Here is an 11,864-nt window from a genome sequence, read left to right as displayed (position 1 = left end):
GGGCGGGGCGGGCGCGTCCGGCACCGGCCCGGGCGCGGTGTCGAAGGCGTGGGCCAGCATTGGCAGCCGCGCCTCGGGCTCCGGCCCGGCGATCACCGCCAGCGCGCCGCCGGCGCGGTAGTGGCGGGCGTGGTAGCGGCGCATCGCCGCGAGGGTGAGATCGGGCAGCCGGGCCGGGTCGCCGCCGGGGTCGAAGCCCTGCGCCGCGCCGGGAAACAGCGCCGCGCGGATCGCGTCGCCGAAGGCGCGCGGCGTGGCGCGGTGGCCGAGCATCTCGTTCAGCACCACGCCGGTCAGGCGCGGCGGGTCGAGCGCGAGGCGCCAGCCCTCTCGGGCGAAGGCATCAGCGTGCAGCAGTGGGTGGAATGCCGCGTCGAGCCAGATCGCGGCCAGCCGGTCGAACTCGCGGTCATGGGCGCAGGCGATCTCGTAGACGGTCAGGCCGGGCAGGGTGGCGGCGTTGAGATGGCCGTGCAGCGCGCCGTCGAGCAGCGCGGCGAAGCCCCGGCGCAGCGGAAAGCGGCGCGAGCCCTGCAGCACGCAATGCTCCAGCACATGGGCGATGCCGCTGTCGTCGGGTAGCGGCGTGCGGATGCCGAGCGACAGTGCGTTTAGATCGCCGCCCTGCAGGGTCAGCGCCGCGCCGCCGCCCGGGTGATGGTGCAGCCGGGCCAGCGCGCTGATTTCGGGCAGATGCGCTTCGGCTGCGACGGCGAAACCGCTCACCGCGCTGCCATCGCGGCGATCGCCGCGCGCAGGGCGGCGATGGTGCCGCCATCGGCCATGTCGTGACCGGCATCCTCGATCACCTCCACCGGCGCGCCCCATCGCGCGGCAAGCGCGTGGCTGGTCGCGGGCGGGCAGAGGAGGTCATGGCGGCCCTGGACGATGTGGCCGGGGACCGGGCGCAGCGCCGATGCGCGGTCGAGGAGCGGCGCGTCGAGGAAGCAGCCGGCGCGGAAGTAATGCGCCTCCATGAACGGGGTGGCGGGCAGCGGGCCGGGGGCGGCGAGCGCATCGCGGTCGAGCCGGGCCGCGGCGGGGGTGATCCGCGACAGGATGCGCTCGGTCCCGGCCCAGGCGCGGGCCGCCGGGCGGTGGATCGCCGGGTCGGGGTCGAGGATGCGGGTCCAGTAGGCGCCGAGCGGATCGGCGCGCTCGGGCGCGTCGAGCAGCGCCAGGAAGTCGTCGAAGAGCGCCGGGTGAAAGCGCGGCAGCGTGTCGAGGAAGGCGGTCTCCAGCTCGGCGCGGGTGCCGAGGAACACCGCCCGCAGCACGATCCCTGAGACCCGCTCGGCATGGGCCAGCGCATAGGCCAGCGCCAGCGTCGCGCCCCACGAGCCCCCGACCACCAGCCAGCGGTCGATGGCGAAGCGGGCGCGCAGCGCCTCGATGTCGCGGATCAGATGCGCGGTGGTGTTGGCATGGCGCGCGCCATGCGGGCGCGAGCGCCCGGCGCCGCGCTGGTCGAACATCAGGAGCCGGGTCGCCTTGGGGAACAGCGCCCGGTGGGCGGGCTGGCAGCCGCTGCCCGGCCCGCCATGCAGGAACAGCGCGGCGGGCGCGTCGGCGGGGCCGGTCAGCTCGGCATATATCTGGTGGCCGTCGCCGACATCGACGTGGCCGGCGAAGCCGCTCATCCGCCCGGCTCTGGCGTGCCGCCAGAAAAGTCGCGGTAGGTGTAGCGGTCGGAGCCCTCGGAAAAGGCCAGCGCCGCCTCGAACACCTCGGCATGGCGGGGCGAGAAGGCGCAGGCCGGGTCGGTCGCGCCGGCGTCGCTCAGAAGCGCCGACGCCTGGCAGCGGCAGCCGCCCCAGTCGTCATGCTTGTGCGCGCAGGAGCGGCAGGGTTCGGGCATCCAGGCCGTGCCTCGATAGCGGTTCATCGCTTCGGAATGATCCCAGATCCAGGCCAGCGGGTGGTCGCGCACCGAGTCGAAGCGCAGCCCGGCGATGCTTTCGGCGGCGTGGCAGGGCAGCACCTTGCCCGAGGGCGAGATGTTGAAGACCTGCCGCCCCCAGCCGCCCATGCAGGGCTTGGGCCGGGCGGCGTAGTAGTCGGGTTCGACATAGTCGATGACGAGGCGGCCATGCAGCCGGGCGCGGGCCGCGTCGACCACCTTCGAGGCGGTGTCTATCTGGTCGGGTGTCGGCATCAGCGCGGCGCGGTTCCTAAGCGCCCAGCCGTAATACTGGACGTTGGCGACCTCGAGCCGGGCGGCGCCGAGATCGAGCGCCATCTCGATCATCTCGGGCAGCTCGTGCAGGTTCTGGCGGTGCATCACGGCGTTGAGCGTCAGCGGCAGGTCGCGGGCGCGGACCCATGCGGCGGCGGCGCGCTTGCGCTCGAGCGCGCCGCGCAGGCCGCCGATCCGGGTGGCGAGCGCGTCCTCGACCGACTGGACCGAGATCTGCACGTGGTCGAGACCGGCCTGCGCCAGCGCGTCAAGCCGGGCTTCGGTCAGGGTGACGGCCGAGGTGATCAGGTTGGTGTAGAGGTCGAGCGCGGCGGCGCGGGCGACCAGGGTTTCGAGGTCGCGGCGGGCCAGCGGCTCACCGCCCGAGAAATGCAGCTGCAGCACGCCGAGATCGGCGATCTCGCCCAGCACCCGCAGCCATTCCTCGGTCGAGAGCTCGGCGCTGGCACGTTCGAGCTCGACCGGGTTGGAGCAATAGGGGCATTGCAGCGGGCAGCGATGGGTGATCTCGGCCAGCACGGCGATCGGGATGCCGTGGCTGCGGGCCGGGTCGGGGCGCAGGCGGGCGGAAAGCTCGGTCATGCCGCCTCGCGGTCGCGCAGGAAGCCCTTGGCCTCGAGGTCGGCCAGCATGTCGGTGATGTCGGAGAGGATCTCGGGTTCGGGGGCGTCGTAGCGGGCGGCGAGGGTGGCGGCGATGGCCGCGAGCGTCGCCTCGCCGTCGCAGAGCTTCAGCACCTCGACCGCGATCTCGTCGGGGATCAGGATCCGCTCGGGCGCGAGCAGCAGCCAGGTGTCGCGGGCGCGGTCGAAGCGCAGCTTGACGAAGCGGGGCAGGGCGGGGCGGCTGTCGGGGGTCACGGGGCGTCCTCCGGAACGAAGGCGCCGGGCGGCGGGTGGCCGGTGACATAGGCGTGGTAGAGCGCGTCGAGCTGAACCCAGAGCACCTCGGTCTTGAACACCAGCGCCTCGCAGACCAGCGCGCGGCTCTCGGGCGTGCGGGCGTGGGTCCTGACGTAGTCGAGCGCGAAGCCCGCGTCGCGCGGTGCCTGGCCGAGCCGGGTCTTGAAATAGGTCATGATCTCGGGGGTGATGAAGTCGTAATTCTCCAGCATCCCGGAAATGCGCCGCTCGTGGATGTTCGGCGCGAACAGCTCGGTCAGCGAGGAGGCGATCGCCTCGAGCGGCGAGCGGGTGGCGACGAAACTGACATAGGCGTCGACCGCGAAGCGGGTGGCGGGCAGCACGCCGCGGGCCGAGGTGACGTAGTCGGGGTCGAGGCCGAGGCCGGTGGTTAGGAGCAGCCAGCGGTCGATGCCGCCGGCGTCGTTGTCGCGGCCATCATGGTCCTCGATCCGGTGGCGCCATTCGCGGCGCAGCGCCCGGTCGCGGAAGCGCGAGATCACCAGCGCGTCCTTGATCGGGATCGAGGACTGGTAATACCAGCGGTTCAGCGCCCAAGCCTGGACCTGGCCGAGGGTGAGCTTGCCGTCATGCAACAGGTGATGGAACGGGTGACGGTCGTGGTAGCGGGCCGCGCCTATGGCGCGCAGCCGGCGCTCCAGCGCCTCGGCGTCGTCGAGCGGCTCGCCCGTGAAATGGAAGGTCGTGTCGAAATCCGGGGCAGGGGGCTGATGGGCGTTCATGGCGCGATCTCCTCTCCGGCGCGGGGCAGGCGCCAGCCCGCGGCCTCGATCGCGGCGCGCTCGGGCGTGCCGGGGCGCAGGATCGGATTGGAGTTGTTGACGTGGACGAACAGCTTTCGCGCGATGCCGAGACCCTCCAGACGGGCCATCGCGCCCTCGGGGCCGGAAACCGAGACATGGCCCATCCGGCGGCCGGTCTTGGCGGCCAGCCCCTGGTCGATCAGCTCGTCATCATGCCACAGCGTGCCGTCGAACATCACCAGCGCCGCGCCGCGCAGCCGATCGCGCAGGGCTTCGGTGACCCGGCCGCAGGCGGCGATGACGAAGGCCTCCGGCCCGCCTGTGGCGGCGCGCAGCCGCAGGCCGAGCGTGTCGCCGGGGCGCTCCTCGGTCGGCTCGGCCCGGCCCTCGAGATGCCAGGCGGGCTTGCCCGGCACCTCGAAGGCCTCGACGATCAGCCCCGAGGGGGTGCCGTCGGGCAGGGCGGGCTCGAAGGGGGTGTCGAGGGCGATGGCGTGGCGCGGCACGCGGGCGCGGTCGAGCACGTCGAAGATCGGGTTCTCGGCCAGCACCGACAACACGCGGGGATGGGCGTGGATCGCGAAGGGCGAGCCCTCGCGCAGCGACAGGAGGCCGGTGACGGCGTCGATTTCGCCATTGGTGAGGATGACGCCGGCGATCGGCGTGTCGCGCAGCCGGCCCGCGCGCGGGTGCAGGGCGGGCGTGGCGTTGATCTGGGCGCGGATGTCGGGCGAGGCGTTGATCAGGAACCAGTGCTCGCCATCGACCGAAGCGGCGATCCCGGCCTGGCCCTCATGGGTGTCGGGCGCGGCGCGGGCGGCCCGGCAGCCGACGCAGTTGCAGTTCCATTGCGGGTAGCCGCCACCCGCCGCGCAGCCCAGGGTGATGAATCTCAGCATGCGAGCCTCCTCCCCAAGGCGTCGCGGCGGGCGCGGCCGCCGGTCACTTGCGCTTGGCGCAGGCGTACATGTTGATTTCCATGCCGGCTTCGACTTCGACGATCTTCGGGGCTTTCCAGGCCATGCAGCACTCCCTTCAAAGGCTCCGCCGGTGCGCCCGGCGGCGGCGCGGGGCCGGGGGCCGGTCCCTCGGGTCAGGCTAGCAGCGCGGCGGGGCGGGGCGGTATCGTCAAATGGTCGTAGAGCGCCGGGCCGCTCAGCCGACATAGCGCGGCGCGCCGGTCGAGCCTTGCAGCTGCGGCGCCGGCCCTGGCCGGTGCCCGAGATGACCGACGGTCGGGGGCAACGCCTCAATGTGGGGTCGGGCCTTGCGCCAAGCGTGACCATCACATGCCCCATGGCGCGGCCGGTTGTGCCAGACCTGCCCGCTCGGGGACTCAAGGGTGCTGGTCTGCCAAGGCATGCGGAAGGAGCAGGGAGCCATGTCCTTGTGCCGATCGCGATATGCGGATGCAACTATAGGAACACTGCAGTGTCGCGGGCGCTCAGGTAGGTTACATGCCGCAAAACGCCGGATCGCCTGACATTGATTGGAAATAAAAGTTGCGGCCGGACGTCGAATACGCGGCCCGCCTCGGACTTCAAGCGCGCGCCGGTGATCATGTCGTGATGTTAGCTAGCTGAGGTCGAGATCTCGAAAGGATGCGACCGGCCGGGGGGCCGGCCGGTCGCAATGGCAAGGCAGTGCCAGGTTACTGGGTCGAGGCCAGCTCGGCCAATGCTTTGGGCAGCTTGAAGGTCCACAGCGTCGCACCTTGATTGAGGAAGTTGACCTTCTTGGCCACCTCCCCGCCCCACAGCGGCACCGCGCCGCCCCAGCCCGAGATCACCGAGACGTACTGCTCGCCATCCTGCTCCCAAGTGATTGGCTGGCCGACCACGCCCGAGCCGGTCTGGAAGCTCCACAGCTCCTCGCCGGTGGCATCGTCGAAGGCGATGAACCGCCCCTCGGGGGTGCCAGTGAACACCAGACCGCCCTTGGTCGACATCACGCCCCCCCAGAGCGGGGCGTCGTTTTTGAACTCCCACACCCATTCGCCGGTGGCGGGATCGATCGCCTTGAGGCTGCCGATATGGTCCTCATAGAGCGGCTTGATGGTGAAGCCCGCGCCCATGTAGGCCGCGCCCTTCTTGTAGGTCACCGGCTCGTTCCACATGTCCATGCCCCATTCGTTGGAGGGGACGTAGAACAGGCCGGTATTCTCCGAATAGCTCATCGGCATCCAGTTCTTGCCGCCGAGGAAGGACGGCGCGGCGAAGATCGTCTCGCCCTTGGCCTCGCCGGTCAGCTCGGCCGGGCGACCGGGGCGGTTGGCCTCGACGAAGATCGGCCGGCCGGTGTCGTCGATGCCCTCGGCCCAAGTGATATCCTTCACGAAGGGGAAGGCGTCGACATAGCCGCCATCGGCGCGGTCGAGCACGTAGAAGAAGCCGTTGCGATCGGCGGTGCCGTAGCGCTTGTTGCCGTCCTTGTCGGTGAAGCCCACCACCTCGTTGACGCCGTCGAAATCCCAGCCCTCGCGCGGGGTGGTCTGGAAGTGCCACTTGATCTCGCCGGTCGCCGGGTCGAGGCCGACGCGGGAGGCGGCGTAGAGGTTGTCGCCGGTGTTGCCTTCGACGGGCTCGCCCGCATTGCGCAGCCAGCTGTTCCAGGGCGCGGGGTTGCCGGCGCCGAAGACCAGCGTGTCGGTCTCGGCGTCATACGAGCCGCCGAGCCAGGTGGCGCCGCCGCCCTGCTTCCACATGTCGCCCGGCCAAGTCGCGTTCAGCGTCCCGGTCATGGTCGATTCCTCGCCGTTGAGCGTGCCCATGTGGCCCTCGATCATCGGCCGGGTCCAGACCAGCTCGCCGGTCTCGGCGTCGCGGGCCTGCACCTCGCCGACGATGCCGAATTCGCCGCCCGAATTGCCGGTGATGATCAGCCCGTTATGGATCAGCGGCGCGGCGGTGTAGCTGTAGCCTTCCTTGTAGTCGGCGATCTTCTTGTTCCAGACCACGTCGCCGGTCTTGGCGTCGAGCGCCACCAGCCGCGCGTCGAGCGTGCCGAAATAGACCTTGTCGCCCCAGAGCGCCGCGCCACGATTAACTACGTCGCAGCAGGGCAGGATGCCTTCGGGCAGGCGGGCGTCGTACTGCCACAGCTCCTGCCCGGTGCGGGCGTCGATGGCATAGAGCCGCGAATAGGAGCCGGTGATGTACATCACCCCGTCCTTCACGAGCGGCTGGGTCTCCTGGCCGCGCTGCTTCTCGCCGCCGAGGCTGAAGGCCCAGGCGGGGATGAGATATTCGACCGTCTCGCGGTTGAGCGTGTCGAGCGGGCTGTAGCGCTGCAGCCCGCGGCCCATGCCGTTGGTGACCACGTCCTCTACGGTGGCGGCGTCGTTGGCGATGTCCTCGTCGGTGACCTGAGCCCGTGCGGCTTGGGCGGCGGTGCCTGCGATCAGCGTGGCGCAGGCGGCGGCGATGAAGCGGTTCATGTGGGTCCTCCTCCCATGTGGCGGCGGCAGCGGCCCCGTCAGAACCCCTCGCGCCGCCTGCATGATCGCCGCGGGGCAGGGGGCGCGGAAATCGGACGATGGTCGTAGCCCCGCCCCCCTGCCAAGGTCGTAGCCCGCGCCGAACGGTCGAAGGGTCCACGCCAACGCCCAACGCCGCCCGCAGGAGAGACGCGGGCGGCGGGGTCGGCAGCAGGTGGAAAGAAAGCTTTCGGGATGATGTCAGCCTGTCCCGTCCTGAAGTGGCACGCAGCCCCGACTTTGGTCGAGGGCCTTAGCGTGCCCGCCTGCGACCGCGCCCGGCTTCGAACCCCGCCAGCGCCAGCCCGAGGAACACGGCCCCCGCCAGCGCCACCCAACCCATTGCCGGCCAGTTGGCCTGGCCGTGCAGCGCGAAGCGGATCGCCTCGACCGCGTGGGTAAAGGGGTTGGCGGCGCAGATATCGCGCAGGAGCGCGCTGGCCTCGGCCATCTTCCACAGCGGGTAGAGCGCCGAGGACAGGAAGAACATCGGGAAGATCACGAAGTTCATCACGCCGGCGAAGTTCTCAAGCTGCCGCACCGTGCTCGAAAGCGCCAGCCCCAGCGCGCCGAGCATCAGCCCCGACAGGAATAGCGTCGGCAGTGCCAGCAGCCAGCCCCATCCGGGATCGGCATGGCCCAGTGCGGCGGCGATGCCGAGAAAGGCATAGACCTGCAGTACCGAGATTAGCGTCGAGGCCACCAGCTTGGAGGTCAGGAGCCACCAGCGCGGCAGCGGCGCTGTCAGCAGCAGCCGCATGGTGCCAGTCTCGCGGTCGAGCACCAAGCCCAGCGAGGATTGCATGCCATTGAAAAGCAGGATCATCGCGCACAGGCCCGGCAGGATGTAGGTCTCGTAGGTGATGTAGGTCTGGTAGGGCGGGGTGATCGACAGCCCCAGCGCGGCGCGGAAGCCGGCAGCGAAGACCAGAAGCCAGACCAGCGGCCGCACCAGCGCCGAGACTAGCCGTGCGCGCTGACCCAGAAATCTCAGCGCCTCGCGGCGCACGATCCAGCCCATCGCCAGCGCCCAGACCCGGGGGGCGGGGCGCCGGGGGCACGGCGCATGGGCGGCGGAGGCCGTGGAGAGCGCCGTGTCGGTCATGCCGGCTCCGCCGTCATCGCTAGGAACCGCGCCGCAAGATCGCCCTCGGGGGCGATGTCGCGCGCCACCGCACAGGCCAGGATATGGCCGCGATGCATCACTGCCACCTGGTCGCCGGGCGCCACCTCGTCGGCCAGATGCGTGGCCCAGAGCACCGTCAACCCGCCCTGTCCGGCCAGGTCGTGGACATGGGCGGTGATCGCCGCGCGGCTGGCCGCGTCGAGGCCCACCGTAGGCTCGTCGAGCAGCAGCACCGACGGCCGGTGTAACAGCGCGCGGGCGATCTCGGCCCTGCGCCTGTGGCCGCCGTTGAGGTCGCGCACCCGTTCGCGCGCCCGCTCGGCCATTGACACCCGCGCCAGCGCTGCGTCGATCCGGCGGCCCGCCTCGCGCCCGCCGATGCCGTGCAGGGCGGCGGCGTAGCGCAGATTGGCCATGACCGGCAGCTCGGGATCGAGCGCAGCCTGCTGGAACACCACCCCGAGCCGGGTCAGCGCCGCGCGTGGGCGGCGGGCGATGTCGTGCCCCGCGATCTCGATCCGCCCCGCCTGCAGCGCCGCAAGCCCGGTCAGCAGCGAGAACAGCGTCGACTTGCCAGCGCCATTGGGACCCAGCAGCGCGCAGAACTGCCCCGGCGCCACCCGCAGCGACACGGCGTCGAGTGCGCGGCGCGCGCCGTGATCGTGGCTCACCCCCTCAATCGCCAGCCCGCTCATTCGATGGTCACGGCGAGGCGCTGGCTCTCGCCGCCGCCGGGTACCTGGATTTCGTAGCGGCCGGGCTTGATCGCCAGAAAGCCGATCTCCATCACCCCCGCCTCGTCGAACTCGACGCTGTCTAGGCCGAGCGGGCGGATCTCCAGCCCCTCGATGACGATTTCGTCGATCCAGATCGCGCGGAAGAACTCGGGCGCTGTCAGCGCCAGCTCCTGGCTGCCGTCGGCCTCGATCTCGATCTCGTAGTAGCTGCCGGATCTGAGCGTCAGCGGCGCCTCGGCCAGCGGCATCCCCGCCGAGAGCAGGATCGGCGGCAGGTCGTGCTTGTTGCCCGAGGACAGCACGCCCGCCGGGCCGAAGCCGGCCTCGTCATGGTCGTCGGCCAGGGCGGGCGGGGCGACGAGCGCGACCGCGATGGCGAAAGGTCTGATCATGCCGGGTCTCCTTGGGCGGGACGGAAGGCCGCGCCCCAGGGAAAGCGGCCGACCTTGATGGTCTTGAGGGCTTCGCGTTTCGCGACGTCGATCACGGTCACGTCGCCGGAGACACCGTTGGTGGTGAAGAGGAGCGAGCGGTCGGCGTTGAAGGCCATGTGCCAGACGCGGCGGCCGACCAGGATGTAGTCCTCGACCCGATAGGTCTCCGCGTTCACCACCGCCACGTGGTTCGACGGCCCCAGCGCCACGAAGGCGATGGATTCGTCCGCCGTCAGCTCGAAGCCCACGGGCTGGATGCGGTCGGGGTGGATGCCCGCGATCTCGAAGCCAATCTTGGCGATCTCGCCCTGACTGGCCACGTCGAACACCGAGATGGTGCCGCCGATCTCGGCCGAAACCCACAGCTCGGTGCCGTCCTTGACGAACTCGGCATGGCGCGGGCGGGCGTCGACCAGCGTGTTGGCGAACAGCGCCTCGGTCTCGGTGTCAATCCAATGGGCCATGTTGGTCGTCTCAGAAGTGGTGATGGCGATTCGGCCGTCGGGGCTCACCGCCATGCCCTCGGGCTCGATGCCGACGTCGATCTGGGCGATCACCGACCGTGTCTCGGTGTCGACCACGGTGGTGATCGCGTCGTCCTCGTTGGCGATGTAGAGTCGCCGGTCGTCGGGGTGCAGCACGAACTGCTCGGGGTCCTCGCCGGAGGGCAGGTCGTGCAGGATCTCGCCGGTCTCGGGGTCCATAACCTGCACCGCATCGCTGTCGGAGGCGCAGATGTAGAGCCGTGAGAAGTCATGGCTGAAGGTCAGCCCCCGTGGCCTCTCGCCGGTGGGGATGGTGCGCACCACTTCCAGCGTGGCGACGTCGATCACGCTCAGCGTGTCGTCTTTCTCGTTGGTGACCCAGATCTCGCCTTGGCCCTGTGCGAACGCGGGCGTGGCGAGAAGCGCGAGGATGGCGGCGTATCTCATGATTTCTCCTCGAAGGCGGCGCAGAGGGATTCGGGGGCGTCGGTGCCGAGCGTGTCCATCTCGCTCACCGGGTGCAGGAAACCTTCAAGCGGCGCGGTGGCGACCACTGCGCGTTCGGTCACCAGCGGAATCGGCTGGCGCATCTGCCCGTCCCAGGACCGGAACGACAGCGGGCTGCCGAGAAAGCCACCCAACTCGAAATCGGGGCCGAGGAGAAAGTCGCGCAGCACTTCGGGGTCGACTGACCCGGTGCGGGTCACCGCCTCACCGATGGCGCGCATCGCCGCCCAGGCGGCGTAGTCGCGCGGCCGCATCGTTCTGCCGGCCAACTCCTCGAATCGCGATTGCAGTTGCGCCGCGCCCCAGGCTTCGACCACCGGCGCCCAGGCCACCGCCTGCAGCCCCTCCGAACCCGCGAGCGGGCGCGGCGTCCAGGCGTTATAGGCGATGTAGCGGGCGAAATCCCCGGCCTCGTCGGCGACCAGAAGCACGTCGTGATCGGGCAGGGCTTGGGTGAAGACCGGCACCTCCTGCCCGGCGTTACGGCGGATGTCGGCATCATCGAGCCAGTCGCGCTCGGCGCGCAGCTGCAGACCGAACTTCGCCAGCGAGCCTCGCAGCGCCTCGGCATAATCGATGTCCTCGGGCCGCTGCCCGGCGATCAGCGCCAGATCGTCCCAGCGGCGCTGAACGAGGAACTGCGCCAGCGCGTCGGTGCGCATCGCGGTCGAGGGGATGGTGTGCATCAGGTTGGCGCGGCAATCGGCGCCGCGCAGCCGCGCCCCGGGGGCGGCAGCGTTGAACAGCAGCGCGCCCTGCGCCTCAGCCATGTCGGCCACCGCCAGAACGGCGTCTTCGGGCGCGTCTAGGATCAGCAGGCCACCGCGCGCCAGCGCCGCGCGGGCCGCCGCCTCGAGGTCGCCGCCCTCGGGCACCGAGACGGTCTCGAGCGCGTAGTCATGACCGAGGAAGCGCCCGGTGGTGGCGTTGTCGTCGCGGCCGAGCTCGGCGCCCGCGCGGCCCTCGTCCTGGGGGATCTCGTCGAGGTTCGACAGCACCGGCGGGTGCGCCACCTCCTGCCTAAGCCAGGTCACCGGCACCTCGATAGCGGCCTGCGCAGCGCCGGCCCAAAGTCCCAGCATCACGATGGATGTCGCCTGTCGCAGCATTGCCTTCCTCCCGCCAAGCAGGCTAGCAGCGCCGCCCGGCCCGCCCCCATACGACCATGGTCGCGCCCCGCCGAAGGTCGCATAGGCGGCCCGGCCCGGTCCGGCTATCCCTGTGGCCCAGGACCAAG

General features: G+C 70.6%; 13 protein-coding genes. All 13 read right to left on the bottom strand.

Going from position 1 to position 11,864, the window contains the following annotated elements:
- On the bottom strand, positions 1 to 726 hold a 726-nt coding region (locus CJ301_RS16445; RefSeq protein WP_173812382.1), incomplete at its 3' end, for an insulinase family protein.
- A complete protein-coding gene (locus CJ301_RS16440; protein ID WP_099278448.1) occupies positions 723 to 1,640 on the bottom strand; it encodes an alpha/beta fold hydrolase in 918 nt (305 codons plus the stop codon). The genes CJ301_RS16445 and CJ301_RS16440, both read right to left, overlap by 4 nt.
- Entirely contained in the window at positions 1,637 to 2,779 is a 1,143-nt protein-coding gene (gene pqqE / locus CJ301_RS16435; RefSeq protein WP_099278447.1) for a pyrroloquinoline quinone biosynthesis protein PqqE, read from the bottom strand. Before pqqE ends, CJ301_RS16440 begins: the two co-directional genes overlap by 4 nt.
- Positions 2,776 to 3,057, bottom strand: a complete 282-nt coding sequence (gene pqqD, locus CJ301_RS16430; protein WP_099278446.1) for a pyrroloquinoline quinone biosynthesis peptide chaperone PqqD — start codon at positions 3,055 to 3,057, stop codon at positions 2,776 to 2,778. Before pqqD ends, pqqE begins: the two co-directional genes overlap by 4 nt.
- Entirely contained in the window at positions 3,054 to 3,842 is a 789-nt protein-coding gene (pqqC, locus tag CJ301_RS16425) for a pyrroloquinoline-quinone synthase PqqC (RefSeq protein WP_099278445.1), read from the bottom strand. The genes pqqD and pqqC overlap by 4 nt, the downstream gene beginning before the upstream one ends.
- The gene (gene pqqB, locus CJ301_RS16420; RefSeq protein WP_099278444.1) at positions 3,839 to 4,762 is read right to left on the bottom strand and encodes a pyrroloquinoline quinone biosynthesis protein PqqB; all 924 of its coding nucleotides are present in this window, start codon (positions 4,760 to 4,762) and stop codon (positions 3,839 to 3,841) included. The genes pqqC and pqqB overlap by 4 nt, the downstream gene beginning before the upstream one ends.
- Before the next feature lie 43 nt (positions 4,763 to 4,805).
- Positions 4,806 to 4,886: a pyrroloquinoline quinone precursor peptide PqqA gene (pqqA, locus tag CJ301_RS16415; protein ID WP_099278443.1), complete on the bottom strand. Its 81-nt coding sequence runs from the start codon at positions 4,884 to 4,886 to the stop codon at positions 4,806 to 4,808.
- Between the two features lie 628 nt (positions 4,887 to 5,514).
- On the bottom strand, positions 5,515 to 7,299 hold the full coding sequence (locus CJ301_RS16410) for a PQQ-dependent methanol/ethanol family dehydrogenase (RefSeq protein ID WP_099278442.1): 1,785 nt from the start codon (positions 7,297 to 7,299) through the stop codon (positions 5,515 to 5,517).
- Between the two features lie 292 nt (positions 7,300 to 7,591).
- Complete coding sequence (locus tag CJ301_RS16405; protein ID WP_254050181.1) at positions 7,592 to 8,359, bottom strand: ABC transporter permease; 768 nt, start codon at positions 8,357 to 8,359, stop codon at positions 7,592 to 7,594.
- Between the two features lie 80 nt (positions 8,360 to 8,439).
- Positions 8,440 to 9,159 carry an ABC transporter ATP-binding protein gene (locus CJ301_RS16400; protein WP_099278440.1) on the bottom strand — a complete coding sequence of 240 codons (720 nt, stop codon included), beginning with the start codon at positions 9,157 to 9,159 and terminating at the stop codon, positions 8,440 to 8,442.
- Positions 9,156 to 9,593, bottom strand: coding sequence for a hypothetical protein (locus CJ301_RS16395; RefSeq protein WP_099278439.1), 438 nt, complete (start codon positions 9,591 to 9,593; stop codon positions 9,156 to 9,158). Before CJ301_RS16395 ends, CJ301_RS16400 begins: the two co-directional genes overlap by 4 nt.
- Entirely contained in the window at positions 9,590 to 10,567 is a 978-nt protein-coding gene (locus tag CJ301_RS16390; protein WP_099278438.1) for a YVTN family beta-propeller repeat protein, read from the bottom strand. Before CJ301_RS16390 ends, CJ301_RS16395 begins: the two co-directional genes overlap by 4 nt.
- On the bottom strand, positions 10,564 to 11,736 hold the full coding sequence (locus CJ301_RS16385) for an ABC transporter substrate-binding protein (RefSeq protein ID WP_254050180.1): 1,173 nt from the start codon (positions 11,734 to 11,736) through the stop codon (positions 10,564 to 10,566). The genes CJ301_RS16390 and CJ301_RS16385 overlap by 4 nt, the downstream gene beginning before the upstream one ends.
- Positions 11,737 to 11,864: the final 128 nt, after the last annotated feature.

Origin of the sequence: Limimaricola cinnabarinus (assembly GCF_002723615.1) — a bacterium.
In the GTDB taxonomy this organism is placed as follows: Bacteria; Pseudomonadota; Alphaproteobacteria; order Rhodobacterales; family Rhodobacteraceae; genus Limimaricola; species Limimaricola cinnabarinus_B.
This window is presented reverse-complemented; position numbering and strand designations above follow the sequence as displayed.